Below are 19,527 nucleotides of genomic sequence, written 5' to 3' on the forward strand. Positions count from 1 at the left end.
TTTAATCGTTTAATAAACCGTTTATTTCAGTAGCCCGACTCTGCGGAAAATATAGTCAATGTTTTTCGTATGATACTCATAATCAAACAGCGCATCGACTTCTTCTTTGGTTAGGAACTGCATGATCTCAGCATCCTGAAGCACATAATCCTTAAACGGTACTTTGGTGTCCCAGGCTCTCATTGCATTTTTTTGTACCAACGCGTAGGATGTCTCCCTGCTCATGCCCTTATCAACCAGCGATAGCATAACCCTTTGGGAAAAGATCAGGCCATAGACCTTTTCAATGTTTGTCATCATCTGTTCCGGGGACACTCTTAATCCTTCCAAAGTCTGAATCATCTTATGCAGCATATAATCCAGTGCAATGGTGCTGTCAGGAAGGATCACGCGTTCAGCTGAGGAATGGGATATATCTCTTTCATGCCAGAGTGCGACATTTTCAAAAGCGACCTGAGCATTTCCGCGGATTAGGCGGGCCATTCCGCAAATTCTTTCCGAAATAACCGGGTTTTTCTTATGCGGCATCGCTGAAGAGCCTTTTTGTCCCTTGCCAAAAGGTTCTTCCACCTCGTGGACGTCCGTCCGCTGCAGATTACGAATCTCGGTCGCAATCTTATCAAGTGAAGAAGCGATTCCGGCCAACACACCCACATAGAATGCATGCCTGTCCCGCTGGATAATCTGGGTTGACACTGGAGCCGGCTTTAAACCCAGGCTCTCACAGACCCATTCTTCCACGGCAGGATCAACATTCGCAAACGTACCGACTGCACCTGAAACCTGGCCTACCCGGATCTCTTCGCGCGCATATTTTAGCCGCTCTTTCTGCCGTTTCATTTCGTCATACCAAAGTGCGAATTTCAGGCCGAATGTAATCGGTTCGGCATGAATCCCGTGTGATCTTCCCATTTGCAGCGTATCTTTGTATTCGAGGGCTTTTCTGCCCAAAACATCAATCAGCTTATCCATCTTCTCGAGCAGGATATCGGAAGCCTCAACCAGCTGCAGTGAGAGCGATGTATCCAGTACATCGGAAGAGGTCAGTCCAAGATGGATATATTTAGCTTCATCGCCGACGTTTTCAGCGACATTGGTCAAAAAGGCCAGCACGTCATGCTGGGTGACTTCTTCAATTTCCTTGACCCTGTCCCAGGAAAAAGCGGCCTTCTGACGAATCACTTCGACAGCCTCTTGCGGGATCTTTCCTTTTTTCGCCCATCCTTCGCAGGCTGCAACTTCTATCTTCAGCCATAGCGTTAGACGGTATTCATCTTTCCATATTCTCCCCATAGCGGGAAGCGTATACCTTTCTATCACAGAAATTCTCCTTTATCTTAATATTTTCTAAACTTTCAGTTTATCCTGAAGCGCACTATCCTTGGCTTCAACATCTGCTGCCATTTTTTGTCTAAAAGCTTTTAGCTGGTTCTGCAGTTCCGGATCAGCTATCGCCAGCATTTCTACAGCTAAAAGCGCTGCGTTGCGGGCACCGTTGATCCCGACCGTGGCGACCGGGATGCCCGGAGGCATTTGCACAATCGCATAAAGCGCATCAACCCCCTCCAAAGCGCCACTCTTGATCGGGACACCAATAACAGGGAGCGTCGTGGCTCCGGCGATCACACCTGGAAGATGCGCGGCCATACCGGCTCCGGCAATAATCACTTTTCCTCCCTGCTTCTCAAAACTTTCCACCCATTCCACGGTTCTTTTCAGCGTGCGGTGAGCAGAAGATATTTTCATTTCAAAGGGTACTGAAAATTGCTGCAGAATTTTTGCTGCTTCCTCCATGATGGAAAAATCAGAATCGCTGCCCATGATTACACCAACAGAGATCATTCGTTCATTTCCTCCTTTAGATGCTTTTTCTTATTTGTGAGCAGAAATAATCACAAATCCACAATAATTATCTGCAATAAATTCTAAACATATTTTACCCGACAACAAATACAGGGTCAATCAGAATCCGAACATTATTTTGTTTTTTTGTTCTAATGTTCGGAATATAACCAAAATAAGAGACCTCCCACAGCAATGCTACGAAAGGTCTCCCTATCGTGTTCATACATTTAGGCCTTGGATATCCATATTCTTGCCGCCTTCGTTCCAATTTTCGTAGAGAAATAATACTTCATCAATGATCCACAATGCTGGTGATCATCGTAGATAAATGCTTGGATAAATCTAGGTCATCTGGATTGTCCAGGGCCTGATCGCCTTGAGCAATTACCCTGACCACCGGTCTTGTTGGCAAAATAGGGTTTTGTTTGATAACAACACCGCGCAAACCATTGCTAAGCTCTATACCGGTTCCTACCGGATACGGCGCCACAGACTGAGCAAAAATGCAAACGATTTCAGGGTCAAACTGCAGCCCCGAATGAACAATGACATATTCGTATGCCAGGTAAGGGGGCATTGCATCGCGATAAGGACGCTTGCTGGTCAAAGCCTCATACACGTCGGCAACAGAGGCAATCCTGGCGTATTCATGAATTTCATTCTCTCTTAGCCCCCTGGGGTAGCCCCCGCCCTTCCATTTTTCATGATGCTGCAGCGCAACATGGGCAGATAGGATGCTGAAATCGCGGTTTCCGCGGATATATTCGTAACCATATAGCGGATGGGCCTTAATCTGCTGGAATTCTTCTTCTTCCAATTTACCTTTTTTATTCAGAATTTCTTTCGATATTTTTGTTTTTCCGATGTCATGCATCAGAACTCCCATCCCAAGCTCCAAAAGCTGATTTTGCGTAAAGCCTTTGCCGATTCCGAGCATCAAAGCCAAGACTGTGGTATTGATCGAATGATGATATGTATATTCGTCGTAGCCATTAATATCAGTTAGATTACTGAGGATATCAGAACTGTGCAACAAATCCTGAACAAGATTCAGAACCGCATAACGGACTGAATCCGCATCTATCTCCGCCTCCGGATTTTTCTCCAGTTCATCGGTAACCCCCCGAACCGCATTATAGGCAATTTCTTTGGTCTTGTCCGTAATGGCATAACCGATTTCAATATCTTGAAATCGTTCATCTTGAATGAATACCATATCGTAGCCGATATCTTTAAGCTTTGACAGATAATTCTTATCGAGTGCGACTCCTTCACCGAGAAGGATCCTACCGTAGGAGTTTCTTATCGGTTTGGCCAACAAAGATCCTTCCTGAACATATTTGATATTGACTAACCTCATGTGTACTCCTTGTTATCAAGATTAAGGGTGCTTTGACTGGTGTAATTATACCATTAAAATGACGATGAAACCAAGACATTTGTATCCTTCGCGAGCATTGTCTTATACTTATTATACACGTAGAAAAAAGCTGCTGCAGACACCTTTGTCTGAGCAGCTTTTTTTGTTATTCATTATTTGAGATATTTCTTCTATCACATATCCATTTTATTCTCAAGCAAGTAAGCGGAGACACCAAAGAAAACGGCACCCAGCACCACCTGAATCAAAATTTGAATCGAAAGAAATGTATAACTTGGCACTCCTGGACCGATCATCGAATTGGCATTAAAGATATCTGCTGTCAACGTGTTTGTTATGGCACTATCAGCCCAGGCTAACAGCATAAAGATGATGAAGCTGATCAAACCGCCGAATTTCCTCTCAGCAAGAATGCTCTTACGAATGGATATGGCAGCATAGATCATTAAAAACAGGCCCACAATCGATACAAACATCATCAACAGACTCACTGTAAAATAAGAAGTCAGATTAACCCCTTCCAGGTGGACTTGACTGATGACCTCAGAAAAGAGATCACTCCCTACCAAAGTCCGCAGAGGTTCTCCGTAAAACCCTATAAAATTGCCCGCAAGCAGCAGAATATAGACCAGTAGAAACAGTAATCCTTCCAATATTGCAGTAATAACCTTGCTCCCAAGGATCTTGTAGCCACTGTTCGGCGTCAGCATAAACATATACCCCGTCTTATGGTCAAGATCGCGGCTGTACATCATAATCACATCAATAATATACAGTACAAAAAAGATGCCAAGTATTCCCGAAAAAAATGCCCCCAGTACGATCATCTGTTCTTCGGGTGTATGCGCACCGATTTGTAGTTTCACCAAAACAAATGCATTCAGGATCAGGACAATGGCCATAAAAATGCCCAACACCCTCCATTTTCGGATAAATTCATATTTAATCAGATTAACCATGGTAAACCTCCTTATACAATGCCTCAATTGAACAGGATTTCTCCATTCTGAATTTTTCCGCGTCACCAGCCAAGACGACCGTTCCGTGATCCAGGAAAATTACTTCATCCAGAACCGTTTCCAATTCACTGACCAGATGGCTGGAAATGATCACTGCACAGTCATCACGGAACGCACCCATGATCATCTTTATAATTTTTTCCCTGGAAATCGGGTCGATTCCATTCAGAGGTTCGTCCAGCAGATATAGCCTGGCCTTCCGGGCCATCGTCACGGACAGCTTGAGTCTGGCTTTCATGCCTGTAGACAGGCTGCTGACCTTCATATCTTCCTGCAACTCCATAAAGGTTAAATATTCCAGTGCTTTATTCCGGTCAAAGTCTTCATACATGTCGGCATAAAAATCAAGGATCCTATTAATTTTCATCCAGCCGAACAGATAATCATCCGTCGGCATAAAAGCCGTGCATTTTTTGGTTTCCGCTCCGATCGGATGACCGTTAACAGTCATTCTGCCGGAGGTTGGCTTAAAAAGTCCCGCAGCAATCTTGAAAAAGGTAGTCTTCCCACTGCCGTTAGGCCCGAGCAGCCCGTATACTTTGCCCTCTTCGATCTCCAGATCCAGGTCGTGCAGTGCCTTGTTCCGAAAAAATCCTTTGCTGACATTTTCAGCAATCAATACAGATGTCATTGAACAGCCTCCTTATCCAGCCTGCTTTTTATCAGCTCAATCATGTCGTTAAAATTAAATCCCAATTCTATCATTCCTTCAATAAAGTTTCTGACGATATCCTCTGCCATTTCTTTTTTCATAATCTCCACCTTCTCCTCCGATTCTGTAATAAAAGTACCTACCCCTCGTTTGGTAAAGGTCACTCCTTCCCGCTCCAGTTCATTGAAAACCCTTACCATGGTATTGGGATTGACCTTCAGGTTTTGGGCATATTCCCTTGATGACAGCAGTTTTTCGCCTAAATTCATTTTTCCTAGAATGATGTCTTTCTTAATCAAATTCATAATCTGAATATAAATCGGCGCAGTATTATCAAAATTCATTATGTCACCCCTTCAACATTATACTAGTGCACTATTTATATAGTACACTAGTATAATGTTGAAGTCAAGTGATAATAAACAACCATGCACGATGGGAACACCAGTAGACTTTGCCGATCTACAGCCAGGAGGTATTTAAGCCAAGCGCGGGATTAATTAGCAAATACTAAAATATTTCTTGCCCTTGATCCAAAGTAAGTCTAGGATAATAATAAATAGTTGCTATCTTATTAAAATCTTATTGAAAGACTCTTTCGGAAGGAGATAAACATGGGAAAAATAATGAATGATCATTATATTTTACCCCAAAATTTTTATCCAATGTTGAAATTGCGCGATTACCTTCACTTGGGAATCACCCGTAATTATCGCAAAGGAGAATCCATCGTCTTCCCTGGAGAAACCATTGATAGTGTCATCTTAGTACTTTCGGGAAAATTGGGTATCAGCTTCATGCATGAGGATGGAAAGCAAAAATTTATGTATCATGCGGATCCGTACACTTTCATAGATGAAGCCCTTGGCATATTTACAAGCTCTTATGTTCATGTTTTTTCGGAGGAAGATAGCAGCGTCTGTTTTTTTGAAAAATATCAATTCCTTATGATCCTTCATGAGAACAAAGAATTACTTTTGGAATTTATTACGTGTTTTTCATCCAAACGTTGTTATTTCATGCATGAGGCTAGTGAGGCGGTTCTTTATAAGCCATCCGTCAGGATTTTACGATTTTTTTATTTACTCTGCAGTACACAAGGGAAATTGGCTGATAATGTTTATGAAATCGATGTGAAAATATCTCAAAGAGAAATTTCTGAAATGACAGGGGTTCACTTTATAACGGTCAATAAGATTTTAAGATATCTAAAAAAAGAAAATATTTTAAACAAAACAAGGAGTAAAATTATCATTTATGACTTACCACAACTAAAAGCTTTGATTGAGGATTGGATCAATCATTAAATACCGCCGAAAGGCGGTTTATTTTTTTCTATAAAAAATGCAAAAAAATTGTTCCACCTAATATGCAATGTAATCCAGGACTTATAACCGACATTGTAATAAACAATACAATAATCTTATAAAACACGCAGCAAAATTTTAGGAGGTGAGAATGATGAGTACATTCTTAATTTTTTTAGCGGGGATTCTTTTTTTAGCCGGTATCCTTTTTCTCAAATCGCGTGCCAAAAAAGAAAAAAATTGGCAGACCACGCTGGTTTGGGCATTATATGTAATTTGGTTTTTAATCACATGCATGGGGATCTCATTTGTTTACATTAATGCCAGCGTAGGACATGTCAAGGCAACAAGCACAGCGATTTTCCTGTTTGGAGGAATTTCAGTGGTATTGGCCGTTGTGCTGGCCCGCATATTAGGTTTTATCGGCATAAAGAGTAAGACAAAAGAGTCATTACAGGCTTAAAAGGAGGAGAACTGATGTCCGGGATTTCAGAAAATGGGAAAAAAGAAACCAAGCCGCAATTTCAAGTGAATCGCCGCGGTTTTCTTAAAACGGGGGCAGCTGCTGCCGCGATGAGTGTCATGGGGACAATCGCAGCCCCATCCAAGGTGGCAAACGCGGCTATTCATGATCTAAGCTATACACCTGCCAAAGGACAATGGTCGAAATTACGCCCTGTAAACCATTATGGCGGTGCCACGGTTCACTTTGTAGAAAATAACGATCAGTGGTTGGGAACAAGCAAAATTGTTGGGCCGATTAAAAAATCGGGAGAATTTAATTCGGGTTTCGGGCTTGCTACCAGAGGTCTACTGGGTGATAAGGCGAAATTCGGACTCCTTAGCCAGGGCGAAAGAAGTCCTTTAACGGGTGGCATAATGCAGGCTCTTGGGATGATTAGTGGAGATGAGACTGTCATGGGCACGCCGAGAAAAGATAAACTTCCTATTCCCGATCCCGAACAAATGTCCCAGCATATCAAAGATCTCGCTTATTATCTCAGGGCAGATGATGTTGGTATAGGCCAAATGCCTTCATACGGTTATTACGGCACGAAGTGTATGCCTCCCATAACTGTAATAGCTGCCGGTATCCTTCCGCCACAAACGCCGATCGCAGAAGTACCAAATACAGAACCGGAGTACCCCTATGTCATTACTGTCGCGGTTGAACAGCATTTGGAAACCTATTTGGCATCGACTGGGTATGACGGAATATCTGTAAGCCAGTCAATGCGTTGTTATCATGCCACAGCTAATATTGCCGTCATTATGGCGCGATATATTCGAAATATGGGCTATAATGCGAGAGCCCATCATTTTGGCAATTATGGTCTTACTGTTCCTCCGGCACTTATAGCTTCCGGACTGGGTGAACATACCCGTACCGGAGACTGTGTTGCTCATCCCAGAATGGGATTCCGCAACAAATGTGCTGCGGTTACCACCGATTTGCCTTTGGTTGCCGATAAACCCATTGATTTTGGAATGTTGGATTTTTGCAGGGTTTGCATGAAATGTGCTGTTGAATGTCCTTCTAAAGCTATCAGCCTAGATAAAGAGCCAGTGGAAATGAACGGCTACCTGCGATGGAACAGCGACTACAAAAAATGTGCCGTATTCCGTTGCAGTAATGAGGAAGGCGTCAACTGCGGAAGGTGTATGAAAGTCTGTCCATGGAATTCCAAAGAAAACTCCTGGTTCCATGAAGCAGGCCTGTGGATAGGCAGTAAAGGAGAAACTGCTTCAACAATGTTGAAAGCCATTGATGATATGTTCGGCTACGGGACTGAAATTGTTGATAAATACAAATGGTGGCTGGAATGGCCGGAGCTTTATAAAATTAATATGCCAAGCTAGTAAGTACAGTTTAACTGCATAATAAAATTATTGCGACGTATCTCTTAGTACGCCGCAATAATTTTTGTTTATTGACATATACCTTGGCCAAAATATCATTCTCTTGTTCAGAATAAAATCATATTTTAAAGTTCCAATAACAATACTAGTAATATCTACAGGCAATAATGCAGCATACGGAGGTTTTATGAAAGGGTTAAAAGATGCCATAGATTCTTTTAAAGAAGATTTGATTCATTCTGTGCAAGACTGCATTCGGATTAAAAGTGTCTCTAGCCATCACGATGGTACCCAAAAGGCCTTGGAGTATTACCTTGCCCTGGCTCATAGCATGGGATTTTCGACATATAACATAGAAAACCTGGGCGGAGTAATCGAATATGGAGAAGGGGAGAAAACCTACGGAATGATTGTTCATCTTGATACTGTCCCTGAGGGAAGCGGCTGGAAATTCCCCCCTTTCGGAGGTCTGATTCAAGAAGGAAAAATTTATGGCCGGGGCGCAATCGATGACAAAGGGCCGGCCCTCTCAGCCCTCTATGCTTTAAAAGCCTTAAAGGACTCCGGATCAGGAATTAGTTCTGAATGTAAGGTTCAGATTATTATTGGGATTGATGAAGAAGGCATTTGGAATACGACGCCTAAGTTATTAGAAAAAATTAAAGAGCCTGATTTTTCTTTTGTTCCCGATTCGAAATTCCCGGTTGTTATTGCCGAGAAGGGCCTGGTCTGGCTGGAAGTCAAGAAAACATTGAGTCAGGAATCCTCCGGCAATAGTGGGATTACGATTGAAACCATGCAAGGGGGAGGACAATCCCTCAATATTGTTCCTGATTACTGTGAAGCTACACTTAGGTTGAATGATGACCAAAAAACACAGACCAAGAAGGAGCTCAAGCTATTCCAAGAACAAACAGGATACGATATCTCTCTTGAAAAAAATGCTTCTGTTTGTAAACTTATATCCAAGGGAAAATCCGCCCATGCCTTTATCTGCAACGAAGGACAAAATGCCATTTCCCAGCTCATTATGTTTTTAAGTCTGCTGGAGCTTGAAGGCGGGCAAAAGGAGTTTATCCAAGCCTATGCCCAAAGCATGGCGATGGAATATTATGGTGAATCCCTGGGCCTCAGTCTTGAAGATCAATTGACAGGTAAACTTACTGTTAACCCAGGGTATATCCTGATTGACGAGAAGAACATTAACCTGAAGATAGATATTCGTTTCCCCGCCAAGGAGCGGCTTGACATAATCAAACCTAAAATCGAGAGAGCCTTTAGCATTTTTCAGGGAAACCTTACAATCATCGATTCACTGGAATCTTTGAGTTTCCCGGAAGATGATCCCAATATCCGTAGACTCATACAGGTCTATCAGGATTCTACTGGAGACACTGAAACAAAACCTCTGGGAATAGGCGGAACCACTTTTTCCAAAGCTTTCAAACGCGCAGTTGCCTTTGGTCCTACTTTTCCCGGAATGCCTAAAGTTGAGCACCAGCCTGATGAATATATGGAGATTGAACATCTGATCAAGTGCACTGAGATCTACGCCTTAGCACTTCAATCACTTGTCAAAAAAGAATAAGTGTTACCCTCTTAGCTCGATTTAACAGGATAGAGTTCCCCGATAATCGATAATGACTTCGTCGTACGGCACCGAAATGCCGGCCTGGACCATGGCTGTTTTTACAGCCCGTACAATCCCGGAACAACATGGTACATCCATTCGGACTACCTTGATACTCTGCGGATGATTGATTCTGATGATTTCCGTGATCTTTTCCGTGTAATAATCATTATCATCGAGTTTGGGACAGCCGATCAGCGTAATTCTGTCCTTCATGAACTTCTCATGGAAAGAAGCATAGGCATACGCGGTACAATCCGCCGCAATCAGCAGATCAGCATTTTGCAGGTAAGATGCCTGCGCGTTAATCAGATTCAGCTGAACCGGCCATTGCCTGAGTTCCGAAGGGCGTTCAGCCCCGATGTCTCCGGAATCCTGTTTTTTCTGGTCAGCGGGTATTTTTTTGATCATTGCGGCCATGGTACCTGGGCAGGAACAGCCGGATTTTTCTTTCTTTCGGGTGAGTTTCGCTTTAACCAGCTCTTCATTATAGTCTGCGGCTTCTCTTTCGATAATCTGAATTGCACCTGTCGGACATTCCGGCAGGCAGTCGCCGAGTCCGTCACAATATGCATCACTGACCAGAACGGCTTTATCATGAACAAGCTGCAACGCGCCTTCATGACAGGCGTTTACACACAGTCCGCAGCCATTGCACTTTTCCTGATCGATTTCGATGATCTTTCTAATCATTTTTATCACCTTTTTCCTTGATTTTCTGTTATTTGGCGTGTCTTTACTCTAGCGCAATAATGATTAAAAATCGGTAACCTGCGTTACAACAACTCCGATAATAAACACCAAACAAAGACAAAAAATCAATTCAAAAAGAGCCTGGTATCAAAAAACAATAGTTTTTACTTTTTTTTGATTTCTTCGTAACGGCGAAACCATTCAGGAAATACTTTTTTGAATTGGACAGGCTTAAAATTGTCTTTCCGGACCAAAATATGTTTCGTGGTTCCTTCAGCGCAGACTTCACTGCTGCCGTTAACAACCTTGTAGCCGTATACCGTCCACAAACCCTGATTTTCTTCGACCCAGGTTTTCACAAACACACGCTCACCGTAGTGTACCGCTTTTTTATAGGTTACTTCGACTTGATAGACCGGAGCATAATACCCGGCTTCTTCCATATCCAGATAATGATACCCGGCATCTTCGACCAGCTGGCATCTTCCGAGTTCAAACCATTTCAGATAGTTGGCGTGGTAGATTACGCCCATCATATCGGTGTCGGCATAACTTACCTGGATTTCTTTTGTCGAAATCAAATATGGTTCCATTTTTTTCTCCTATTCTCAACTTTTCATATTTGACAGCTATATTTGACAGCTAGTCATCAGCTATCTGTTATTTACTTTTCTTTTTAGCCTCCAGCATTTCAACCACCTTTTGAATCCGATCCATTCTGGTTTCCATTTTCTTGGCACCGGTGATCCACAGGACATAGTCTTTCTTGTGCGTATACGAGAGGGTCTCAAAGAATGCCAAAGCATTCGGAGCATCCTGCATCTGTGCCAGTAAGTCTTCCGGTACCTCGACCGTACGTTCATGCTCGTCTTTTTCAACTTCGACATTTACCAAATCTCCGGGTCGCTTCCCAATTTTACTGCGTATAGCCTGCGTCAAGCCAAGCAAAAAAACTCCATTCATTCTGACGATTGACCCCTGATATTCCACCCCATCAAAGGTAGCTTTTACTTTTACCCGTCTAGCGCCAAATACCGCCTCAACGTCAAAGGGAATTTCGACATATGCCCCGTCAATGCCTTCACGTTTTTTGATTTCCGTAATAAACTTCTGTTTCATCTGTTCACCCCGGTTCAAAGTTTCATGGAGATCCGTTCGCGAAAAAGCAGGAAATATTTTCTTTCGGCTGCGTCATAATCGCTGCCTTAATACAGTCTATTTTAGCAAGAAAACGCAACCAGATCAAAATGTTGTGAAAGGATGGTTGGAAAAATGAAACGTCATCACTGGTTTATACTTCCTCTGGTTTTTGTTTTGATCTTCCAGCTGCCGGTACCGCTTTTGGGCGCTGATATGGGAACGCCTCAGACAGGTTCGGCGGAAACAAAAATCTCCTTGGAACAAGCCTTGCAGATTGTCAAACAAAATTTTGAAATTTCTAAAGAACTGACCGAGTTTACTTCAAGCTTCAGCAATTATCAGTCCCGTCAGGTTTGGTCGCTGGACTGGAACACTTCCGGCAGCCCCGGTGGTAATTTTTCAGCCCAGGTCGACGCTGTCAGCGGAGAAATTCTGTCCATATATTCCTGGCAGTCTGTCCAGGGCAATCAGGCCTATACACTTCCGCGGATAACCCCGGAACAGGCCAGGCAAGTCGCGGAAGCTACTGTCCAAAAATTAACCGGGCCGAAATATGCCAAATTGAAATTCCTCGAGAATAAGGCGATTGTTCCGATCAATCTCTATGGCGAGACCATTTACAGCTACAATTGGCAGCGGTTTGAAAACGGCATCCCGTTCCAGGGCAACCTAGTCAGTGTACAGGTGAGTGCTTCGAGCGGCAAGGTCACTGCTTATAACATCATCTGGAATGATTTTAAGATCCCTGAAGTGAATAATATCATCAATGCCGGGCAAGCAACTGAATACTTTAATACCGCTAAACTTCTGGAACTGCAATACTTTTTGGCACCGGCTTATAAGCCATTGATCACAGCACAAAATAGTGAGAAAGTCCAGCTGGTTTATACCCTGAAAAACGGTGGAACAATCGATGCATTCACCGGAAAACCCTTGGTCCTGAACTCCGGTCAATGGCTGTTTACGAATGACCGGGCGCTAGGCGGAATGGGTTCGGCTGAAAGCGCAGCCAAATCTGTTCCTTTAACGCCGCAGGAACAAAAGGAAATCGTCGAAAATGCGAAGCTTTTAACCAGGGAAAAAGCGATTGCGGCCGTCAAGCAGTGGGTGGAAATCCCTTCGAACGTTACATTGAAAAGCATCAATCTTTACCAGGACTACAGTCTACGCGGCGGAAAGGTATGGTCCTTTGAATGGGGAACCCCAAGCGGTCCCCGGGCCCAAACGATTAATGCCAGGGTCAATGCAGCCAGCGGCGAATTAATCTCTTTCTCTGTTTACTCCTCTTCCGCAAACGCCGACGGAAGCCTGAATGCGATTACTAGCGAACAGGCCCAGACCATTGCGCAGGATTTTATCAGAAAAATCCAGCCAACAAAATCTCAGCAGGTTAAACTCAATGCGGACAACACAGCCGATTCCGTCAAATCAGCAGAACTTACCAGCATCACGTTTAATTATGAACGGATCGTCAACGGCATTCTGTTTCCTTCCAATAACATCAGCATTACTGTTGATTTGCAGACGAAGAAAATCACTTCTTATTATCTGAATTGGTGGAATCTCGATTTCCCACAATTGTCGGAAGCAATGTCTCCAGCCAAAGTCCAGGGAATACTCTTCCAGGCTAGACCTATGCAATTGACCTATGTTCTGTTGTACGACCAAGGAGAAGCCAAGGAAGTCCGTCTTGTCTATCAGCCTTCCTCAGAAAGCAGTCAAACCTCCGACCTGATGGATGCCAGAACCGGATCATTTTTGGATTTCCAGGGAAATTCCTTAAAAGATCAGCCTCAGGCTCATATCTTCACGGATATTGCCGGAAACACTGCGGAAAAAGAAATCACCGTGCTGGGAATGGCTGGATTATTCGGTGAATACGGAGGCCAGTTCCGGCCGACCGAAAATATCACCGCCAGTACCTTCCTGCGGGCTCTTTACACAATAAAAAACGGTTCGGAAAACAATCTTTCCGATACCGATGTCATGAAAAAAGCTAAAGAAGAAGGATGGATTCAGGATAACCTGGCCTCGTCCCAAATCGTTACCAAAGAAATGTGCAGCCAAATCATCGTCCGCTTCCTCGGACTCGAAAAGATTGCCGCGCTGAGCGCATTGTTCCAGACTTCCTTCGATGATGTCCCGGTTGAAGAACGCGGATACGCTTCACTCGCCACGGGTCTCGGCATTCTGAAAGCGGACAACAGCAAATTTTATCCGCTTCAGCCTATGACCCGCGCTGATGCGGCTTACGCCCTGATCAGAGCGTTTGAAACCGGGTTCAAATCTTAATTCGGTACGAAATTAGTAAGGAAATCCCTACGAGGCCCACAGGCAAGACTAATAATAGACAGTAAAAATGTAGCCGAGCGCTATCCCAAGGACGGCCAGTGTGAATCCACCAAATTTGAATCCTGTTTTAATTAGCGGGATTCTTTTTTGATTTCTGACTAAAAAGTCTTCATTCTCTTTTTTCAGTACTTCCATCATTTTTTTGGGCTGTATAAAAGCAAAAAGACCAAGGATGACATACGCGCCGAATCCCGCATAGACAAGGATGTCCAGATCCACATTGCAGCCAACTAAGAATGCTATTAAACTCAATATAACCAAGGTTAAGAAAATTTTCTCGAATAGGGTCGTCGATCTTTCAAAAAGAGGTTTCACCTTTATTATCCCACCTGCTGCAGTTGTATTGTATAAGTACTCATCTATTATAAAACAAGTCCGCAGTAAATTGTCCAGGTAAATTAAGACAATCCCATGCTTGCTTTCAGCGTCTGTTCATCGCATAATAATAGTCAAGACAAACAGTACGTTTCCATTTTTCTAGAAACAAGATTACCGGGGTGATCGTATGAAAATCGATGCTCAAAACGAACTGCTGCAGCTGCAGCTTCAAAATATGGTCCAGGCCCTGGAAGGCACTTCTGAAAACTCCGAAGCTTTTCAGATGGTTTATAAAATGCTGTTGGAGACCATGCAAGAAGACAGCAATGTCACATCGGATCTGAACATCGGGGCTTTGGGTAAAAACCTGACAGACAGTTCAGATCTGTCTAATCTGTCGGCGCTTTCAAATCTGACAGATGTGTCAAGTCAGATGGGTCAAACCGATCGTTCCAACACGTCTGACCAAATGCAGATGCTCTATCTCTATAACCTTATCAATCTGCAGAATTCACTGCTCAACACAGGAGACGGAACCGAAAGCCTGACTAGAACCGGGGACTTCCTAGGAACAAATAACATGACCTCATCCGGGCAGACATACAACAGTGCTTACAGTGCTTACAATATGAATAACACGAACAACACGAGTAATACAGACAGCTCTTTCAACGCGTCTTCGATTGATGCTTCAATTGAAGCTGCGATTACGGGAGCTTCGGAAAAATACGGTTTGGAAAAATCTTTGATATCAGCCGTCATTCGTCAGGAATCATCCTTTAACCCGAACGCGGTCTCTTCAGCAGGCGCAATCGGCCTGATGCAGCTGATGCCGGCAACAGCCACAGGACTGGGCGTAACCGACCCCTATAATATTAAACAGAATGTTGACGGCGGAACGCGTTATTTACGGCAGCTGATCGACCGTTACGGATCCACGGAAATGGCTCTGGCTGCCTATAATGCCGGATCAGGAACAATCCGGGCCAGAGGCGTTCAGGGGCCGGAGGACCTTGCTAAAATGCCTGCCGAAACAAGAAACTTTGTTCAAAAGGTTATGAGTTACTATACAGGTAGAAGCGCCTAAGAGAAGCGAGGCATCTCAGCTTTTTCTAATATCAGCAGGGTTTACCTTTGGTGGAATCATTCCTGCCAAACTGTTCGGCTTCGAGGACAGTGGGGGCATCGAACCCGGCGTCCGGGTAAGGTAATAATTAAAGGTAACAATTATTTGAACAAAAAAAACATGCCAAAAGAACGTATTGAAAGAGGCTGCCACTTATTCTGGCAGCCCCTAAATCTTTATTCAAACAAATTGAAAAATGAAGTGGTCTTGACATTCTCAATTGATAGTATCCAAGGCAAAGATAAAGGTTACTTATCTCCTTCTTCGGGTACAATGCATAGGAATGAAAATTCTTTCCCGGAATGATTCCGAAACTGATGAAGAGCGCCTCCGGGAACATAGGCATACGCACCTTCCTTCAGGACATAATCCTGACCGTCTAAATACAGCGTACCTTCACCTGAAGCAATATAATTAATATGGGGCCAATCATGCGTATGTCTGGGTGTAAAGCCACCCGGTTCAAGCGTAAAGAGCCGCATCGTCCAGCCCTCCCAGCCTTCTTTGGGAGATACCAGTACTTTTTTGGTGGCACCCTGTATTCCTGCTCCCTGCATAGGGATCCCTGCCAATTCGTTCACATGGCCAACGATCATCGTTTCGCCTCCGATCTCATTTCTCTGTTTTATTATTTATTTTATTATTTTTACCTGTCTTGTCTATCCGACGGATAGTTTCCGAGCATCTGGAAGTAAGCGCTCTCTTTCTCTATCCCCTCAACTGCTTTCTTGACCACACGATTATTTAGATTACCCTCGAAATCAATATAGAAGAGATATTCCCAGGTCTTATCCGTCATCGGCCGGGATTCGATCTTCATCATATTCAGCCCGTTGCGGGCAAAGTGACTGAGGACCCTGTACAATGAACCTGGTTCGTGGGAAATGGCAACAACGAGACTGATCTTGTTACACGCACTTCTAAGCTCAGGTTTTCTGCCGATGATGATAAACCGGGTAAAGTTCGCCGGATTATTATTGATCTTTTCAGCCAGAATGTCCAGGCCATAGAGCTCCGCCGCTCGCCTGCTCGCAATGGATGCCAGGGCTTTCGAGCCTGCATCGGCGACTTTCTTGGCACTTACCGCGGTATTGCTGCAGGTCGCCTGGCTCCATTCGGGATGTTTTCTTAAAAAAATACTGGACTGCTGAAAACCCTGGGTATGGGAGCATACTTCCCTGATATCTTCGAGTTTCGTTCCTTTAACCGCCAGTAGATTATGATCGATTTGGATACTTTTTTCACCGACGATATAAAAACCAAACTGGCAAAGCAGGTCGTAAACGTCGGCAATACCGCCGGTAAACGAATTTTCCAGCGGAAGAACCCCGTAATCAATCTCTTCTGCAGCCAACGCCTGAAACACATCTTCAAAGTCCACATAATTCTTGGCATTCTTGCCTTCCCCGAAATATTCCTTAAGCGCCTGTTCACTATAGGAACCCGGAATTCCCTGGAACCCGATCACATTTCCCGAAACAGATTTCCCCAGTTCTCCGGTTTCCGACTCCTCTTCAATTTCCGAAATTTCCTGCCAGGCACCGGTTTCTGGCCTGAAAAAGCGTTCGGCCTGAACACCTTTGCTAATACTCATGACGGCTTTGAGGAATTCTTCTGCCGTCTTAACCAGATCCTTGTTATTGACCTGCTCGATTTTTTGCAGAACTTTATTCTCCCTGGATTCATCCAAAATATTGATGCTGTTCAAAATCTTATATTCAGCTACCTCAATGACGGTCTCCATTCTAGCTTCAAAGAGACGAAGCAGCTCGGTATCAATTTCATCAATCTTAGTCCTGAGGTCCTGTAATCTCCGATTTTTTAACTCATCCACGTTACCCCATCCTTTTCTATCATCAGATCCAATAAGGCCAGTGCAGCGACGCTTTCTACGACGGGAACCGCCCGGGGAACGATGCAAGGATCGTGTCTCCCCTGAACCGTAATTTGCGTCTCTTCCCTGGAGGCCATATTCACCGTCTGCTGTACTTTGCCGATCGAAGGTGTCGGTTTCACAGCAGCCCGAAATATCAAAGGCATTCCATTCGTGATCCCTCCAAGAATTCCGCCATTGTGATTGGAAAGCGTCACTACTTTATCATCTGCGAGAGCGTACGGATCATTGGCTTCGGATCCTTTCATCTGCGTAATTGCAAACCCAGCGCCGAATTCCACTCCCTTCACCGCCGGAACAGCAAACAACAGATGGGCAATTTTGCTTTCAGCTGAATCAAAGAATGGCGACCCCAAACCGGCAGGCAAACCGACTACGGCAGTCTCAATCACACCACCGACAGAGTCCTCTTTAGCTTTGGCCTGAAGAATTTCCTGTTTCATCCGGGTACCCGCTTCTTCCGATAGAACCGGGAATTCCTGCTCTGTCAGTTTCCAAAGCAGCCCTGAATCAATTCGGAGGCTGTCAAAATGATCCTCTCTTATGCTGCCAATATTTAAAATATGGCTGCCGATCATAATACCCTTCTTCTCCAGGACTTGCTTGGCAATCGCGCCAGCCAATACCAGCGGCGCTGTAAGTCTGCCGGAAAAATGGCCTCCGCCCCGATAATCGTTGAAGCCCCTGTGTTTTACCATCGCGGTATAATCCGCATGGCCGGGCCGCACCGTGTCTTTCAATTCGGAATAATCCCCGGAGTGCTGATCCTTATTCCAGATCACACAGCAGAGCGGGGCTCCGGTCGTAGATCCATGAAAGAAACCACTCAGGATTTCAAATTCGTCTTTCTCTTGCCGTGGGGTTGAAAGCGGATTCTTCCCTGGTGCCCTCCTGGCCAGTTCCCGGCTGATGAAGGGCAAATCAAGCTTTAATCCCGCCGGCAGACCATCGAGTACAATCCCGATGCATTTTCCGTGTGATTCCCCAAACAGCGATAGTTTGAGGTATTCACCCCATGTTCCACTCATCAGCTCTACCTCCCAATTTGCAAAAATCTTGCCAGAAATGCGGATATGATTTTTTAACGGCTTCGGCTCCGGTCAAATATACTGGCTCAGTACACCTGATAGAGGCCACAGCGAGGGCCATTGCAATCCGGTGATCGTTCCAGCTGTCGACTGTTCCGCCATGCAGGGTTTCTACCCCTTCGATGAGGAGCCCTTCCTGCAGCTCCTGAATCCTGGCCCCAAGTTTGTTCAGCTCTGATGCCGTTGCTTTGAGTCTGTCCGATTCTTTGATGCGAAGTCTTCCAGCATTGATGATTCTGGTTGTTCCTTTGCTTAAAGAAGCAAGAACTGCAAGTACAGGAACCAGATCCGGACACTGCCCGGCATCAATCACTGTTCCCACAGTCTGGGCGCTCAGGACTCCCAAACTATCATCCGTCCAAACAATTCGGGCACCCATCGCCAACATAATATCGAGGATCATCCTATCCCCTTGCAAGGATTGAGCGTTAATATCCAAACATTTTAGACCGGACCCCAGTGTACCTGCCACCAGCCAGAACGCAGCCTGGGAGTAGTCTCCTTCAATGCGGCAATTAATTGTTTTATACTGCTGGCCCCCTGGAATAAAGAATTCATGGTAGGCGTTATTTTGTACGGTTATTCCCGACTTTTCCAGCGCATCGATGGTAAGGTCAACATAACCGCGGGATTCCAGTTCCGTTGTAACGACAATTCTGGAATCTCCGTCCAGGAGTGGCAGCAAAAACATAAGTCCAGTAATAAATTGAGAACTGACATTGCCTTTCAGTTTATACTCACCCGGTGAGAACCTCCCCTTGATCGTCAAGGGCAAATAACCGTCCCGGGTCTGATATTCAATTCGATGCAGTTGAAACAGCTCATAATACGCATCGAGTGGGCGCTCCACCAGCTTGCCGGCACCGGTAAAGGTCACCGGCCCTCCCGTCAGTGTAGCCAGAGGTATCAAAAACCTCAGCGTGGATCCTGATTCCCGGCAGTTGATCGTTTCCTGGATGATTTGAAGCTTCGGGTTTCCTTCCAGACAAAGTACGCCTGGTTCACCAGGGTCCGCTGAGACTTCCCTGACGGTCGTACCCAGAGACACCAAACCCGCCAGGGTTGCGGAAATATCTTCGGAGAAGACAAGATTGTCAATGCTGCTGATTCCTTCAGCCAGCGCGGCGCATATCACTGCCCGGTGACTGATGCTTTTAGAAGGAGGTATCCTGATCTCCCCTGTTAAAGTTGAAGGCTGCAATCGTAAGCACGTCAAAAAAAT

General features: G+C 44.6%; 20 protein-coding genes. 6 read left to right on the forward strand and 14 right to left on the reverse strand.

The window, feature by feature from the left end; genetic code table 11:
* Positions 1-21 precede the first annotated feature (21 nt).
* The 6 genes from purB to C1I38_RS05965 form a co-directional block, all read right to left on the reverse strand.
* The gene (gene purB / locus C1I38_RS05940; RefSeq protein ID WP_020492834.1) at positions 22-1,320 is read right to left on the reverse strand and encodes an adenylosuccinate lyase; all 1,299 of its coding nucleotides are present in this window, start codon (positions 1,318-1,320) and stop codon (positions 22-24) included.
* A 27-nt stretch (positions 1,321-1,347) separates the two neighbouring features.
* The gene (purE, locus tag C1I38_RS05945; protein ID WP_131929217.1) at positions 1,348-1,842 is read right to left on the reverse strand and encodes a 5-(carboxyamino)imidazole ribonucleotide mutase; all 495 of its coding nucleotides are present in this window, start codon (positions 1,840-1,842) and stop codon (positions 1,348-1,350) included.
* 295 nt (positions 1,843-2,137) lie between these two features.
* The gene (locus C1I38_RS05950; protein ID WP_131929219.1) at positions 2,138-3,205 is read right to left on the reverse strand and encodes an HD-GYP domain-containing protein; all 1,068 of its coding nucleotides are present in this window, start codon (positions 3,203-3,205) and stop codon (positions 2,138-2,140) included.
* A gap of 194 nt (positions 3,206-3,399) precedes the next feature.
* Positions 3,400-4,185 (reverse strand): ABC transporter ATP-binding protein, encoded by a 786-nt coding sequence (locus C1I38_RS05955; RefSeq protein WP_131929221.1) that lies wholly within the window; start codon positions 4,183-4,185, stop codon positions 3,400-3,402.
* Entirely contained in the window at positions 4,178-4,876 is a 699-nt protein-coding gene (locus C1I38_RS05960) for an ABC transporter ATP-binding protein (RefSeq protein WP_131929223.1), read from the reverse strand. Before C1I38_RS05960 ends, C1I38_RS05955 begins: the two co-directional genes overlap by 8 nt.
* The gene (locus tag C1I38_RS05965) at positions 4,873-5,241 is read right to left on the reverse strand and encodes a GntR family transcriptional regulator (protein WP_131929225.1); all 369 of its coding nucleotides are present in this window, start codon (positions 5,239-5,241) and stop codon (positions 4,873-4,875) included. Before C1I38_RS05965 ends, C1I38_RS05960 begins: the two co-directional genes overlap by 4 nt.
* Positions 5,242-5,511: 270 nt before the next feature.
* On the opposite strand from C1I38_RS05965, the gene C1I38_RS05970 reads away from it, so the two are divergent.
* The 4 genes from C1I38_RS05970 (at position 5,512) to C1I38_RS05985 (ending at position 9,652) form a co-directional block, all read left to right on the forward strand.
* Positions 5,512-6,204 carry a Crp/Fnr family transcriptional regulator gene (locus tag C1I38_RS05970; RefSeq protein WP_131929229.1) on the forward strand — a complete coding sequence of 231 codons (693 nt, stop codon included), beginning with the start codon at positions 5,512-5,514 and terminating at the stop codon, positions 6,202-6,204.
* 154 nt (positions 6,205-6,358) lie between these two features.
* Positions 6,359-6,667, forward strand: coding sequence for a dehalogenase (locus C1I38_RS05975; RefSeq protein WP_207668615.1), 309 nt, complete (start codon positions 6,359-6,361; stop codon positions 6,665-6,667).
* Positions 6,668-6,681: 14 nt separating this feature from the next.
* Complete coding sequence (locus C1I38_RS05980) at positions 6,682-8,064, forward strand: reductive dehalogenase (RefSeq protein WP_131929234.1); 1,383 nt, start codon at positions 6,682-6,684, stop codon at positions 8,062-8,064.
* Between the two features lie 187 nt (positions 8,065-8,251).
* The gene (locus tag C1I38_RS05985; protein WP_131929236.1) at positions 8,252-9,652 is read left to right on the forward strand and encodes a Sapep family Mn(2+)-dependent dipeptidase; all 1,401 of its coding nucleotides are present in this window, start codon (positions 8,252-8,254) and stop codon (positions 9,650-9,652) included.
* Between the two features lie 21 nt (positions 9,653-9,673).
* Here the strand turns inward: C1I38_RS05985 and C1I38_RS05990 are convergent, their stop codons facing one another.
* The 3 genes from C1I38_RS05990 to C1I38_RS06000 form a co-directional block, all read right to left on the reverse strand.
* Complete coding sequence (locus C1I38_RS05990) at positions 9,674-10,387, reverse strand: 4Fe-4S binding protein (protein ID WP_131929238.1); 714 nt, start codon at positions 10,385-10,387, stop codon at positions 9,674-9,676.
* A 164-nt stretch (positions 10,388-10,551) separates the two neighbouring features.
* Positions 10,552-10,980 (reverse strand): thioesterase family protein, encoded by a 429-nt coding sequence (locus C1I38_RS05995; protein WP_131929240.1) that lies wholly within the window; start codon positions 10,978-10,980, stop codon positions 10,552-10,554.
* A 67-nt stretch (positions 10,981-11,047) separates the two neighbouring features.
* The gene (locus C1I38_RS06000) at positions 11,048-11,506 is read right to left on the reverse strand and encodes a YdeI/OmpD-associated family protein (protein WP_131929242.1); all 459 of its coding nucleotides are present in this window, start codon (positions 11,504-11,506) and stop codon (positions 11,048-11,050) included.
* Positions 11,507-11,659: 153 nt separating this feature from the next.
* On the opposite strand from C1I38_RS06000, the gene C1I38_RS06005 reads away from it, so the two are divergent.
* Positions 11,660-13,819, forward strand: coding sequence for a PepSY domain-containing protein (locus C1I38_RS06005; protein WP_131929243.1), 2,160 nt, complete (start codon positions 11,660-11,662; stop codon positions 13,817-13,819).
* A gap of 48 nt (positions 13,820-13,867) precedes the next feature.
* Here the strand turns inward: C1I38_RS06005 and C1I38_RS06010 are convergent, their stop codons facing one another.
* Positions 13,868-14,194 (reverse strand): hypothetical protein, encoded by a 327-nt coding sequence (locus C1I38_RS06010; RefSeq protein ID WP_020492953.1) that lies wholly within the window; start codon positions 14,192-14,194, stop codon positions 13,868-13,870.
* Between the two features lie 190 nt (positions 14,195-14,384).
* On the opposite strand from C1I38_RS06010, the gene C1I38_RS06015 reads away from it, so the two are divergent.
* The gene (locus C1I38_RS06015) at positions 14,385-15,284 is read left to right on the forward strand and encodes a lytic transglycosylase domain-containing protein (RefSeq protein ID WP_131929244.1); all 900 of its coding nucleotides are present in this window, start codon (positions 14,385-14,387) and stop codon (positions 15,282-15,284) included.
* A gap of 287 nt (positions 15,285-15,571) precedes the next feature.
* On the opposite strand, the gene C1I38_RS06020 is transcribed toward C1I38_RS06015, so the two are convergent.
* Genes C1I38_RS06020 through aroA form a run of 4 tightly spaced genes read right to left on the reverse strand, consistent with a single transcriptional unit; the run spans position 15,572 to position 19,521 of the window.
* Complete coding sequence (locus C1I38_RS06020) at positions 15,572-15,919, reverse strand: cupin domain-containing protein (protein ID WP_131929246.1); 348 nt, start codon at positions 15,917-15,919, stop codon at positions 15,572-15,574.
* Positions 15,920-15,969: 50 nt separating this feature from the next.
* On the reverse strand, positions 15,970-17,157 hold the full coding sequence (gene pheA, locus C1I38_RS06025) for a prephenate dehydratase (RefSeq protein WP_131929251.1): 1,188 nt from the start codon (positions 17,155-17,157) through the stop codon (positions 15,970-15,972).
* The gene (aroC, locus tag C1I38_RS06030) at positions 17,145-18,245 is read right to left on the reverse strand and encodes a chorismate synthase (protein ID WP_131929253.1); all 1,101 of its coding nucleotides are present in this window, start codon (positions 18,243-18,245) and stop codon (positions 17,145-17,147) included. The genes pheA and aroC overlap by 13 nt, the downstream gene beginning before the upstream one ends.
* On the reverse strand, positions 18,226-19,521 hold the full coding sequence (gene aroA / locus C1I38_RS06035) for a 3-phosphoshikimate 1-carboxyvinyltransferase (RefSeq protein WP_131929255.1): 1,296 nt from the start codon (positions 19,519-19,521) through the stop codon (positions 18,226-18,228). Before aroA ends, aroC begins: the two co-directional genes overlap by 20 nt.
* Positions 19,522-19,527: the final 6 nt, after the last annotated feature.

The sequence above is a fragment of the Dehalobacter sp. 12DCB1 genome, assembly GCF_004343605.1.
Lineage (GTDB): Bacteria > Bacillota > Desulfitobacteriia > Desulfitobacteriales > Syntrophobotulaceae > Dehalobacter.

Coding starts and splice junctions, on each gene's coding strand:
- purE (WP_131929217.1), bottom strand. CDS start 1,842: ATGATCTCTGTTGGTGTAATCATGGGCAGCGATTCTGATTTTTCCATC.
- C1I38_RS05950 (WP_131929219.1), bottom strand. CDS start 3,205: ATGAGGTTAGTCAATATCAAATATGTTCAGGAAGGATCTTTGTTGGCC.
- C1I38_RS05955 (WP_131929221.1), bottom strand. CDS start 4,185: ATGGTTAATCTGATTAAATATGAATTTATCCGAAAATGGAGGGTGTTG.
- C1I38_RS05960 (WP_131929223.1), bottom strand. CDS start 4,876: ATGACATCTGTATTGATTGCTGAAAATGTCAGCAAAGGATTTTTTCGG.
- C1I38_RS05965 (WP_131929225.1), bottom strand. CDS start 5,241: ATGAATTTTGATAATACTGCGCCGATTTATATTCAGATTATGAATTTG.
- C1I38_RS05970 (WP_131929229.1), top strand. CDS start 5,512: ATGGGAAAAATAATGAATGATCATTATATTTTACCCCAAAATTTTTAT.
- C1I38_RS05975 (WP_207668615.1), top strand. CDS start 6,359: ATGAGTACATTCTTAATTTTTTTAGCGGGGATTCTTTTTTTAGCCGGT.
- C1I38_RS05980 (WP_131929234.1), top strand. CDS start 6,682: ATGTCCGGGATTTCAGAAAATGGGAAAAAAGAAACCAAGCCGCAATTT.
- C1I38_RS05985 (WP_131929236.1), top strand. CDS start 8,252: ATGAAAGGGTTAAAAGATGCCATAGATTCTTTTAAAGAAGATTTGATT.
- C1I38_RS05990 (WP_131929238.1), bottom strand. CDS start 10,387: ATGATTAGAAAGATCATCGAAATCGATCAGGAAAAGTGCAATGGCTGC.
- C1I38_RS05995 (WP_131929240.1), bottom strand. CDS start 10,980: ATGGAACCATATTTGATTTCGACAAAAGAAATCCAGGTAAGTTATGCC.
- C1I38_RS06000 (WP_131929242.1), bottom strand. CDS start 11,506: ATGAAACAGAAGTTTATTACGGAAATCAAAAAACGTGAAGGCATTGAC.
- C1I38_RS06005 (WP_131929243.1), top strand. CDS start 11,660: ATGAAACGTCATCACTGGTTTATACTTCCTCTGGTTTTTGTTTTGATC.
- C1I38_RS06015 (WP_131929244.1), top strand. CDS start 14,385: ATGAAAATCGATGCTCAAAACGAACTGCTGCAGCTGCAGCTTCAAAAT.
- C1I38_RS06020 (WP_131929246.1), bottom strand. CDS start 15,919: ATGATCGTTGGCCATGTGAACGAATTGGCAGGGATCCCTATGCAGGGA.
- aroC (WP_131929253.1), bottom strand. CDS start 18,245: ATGAGTGGAACATGGGGTGAATACCTCAAACTATCGCTGTTTGGGGAA.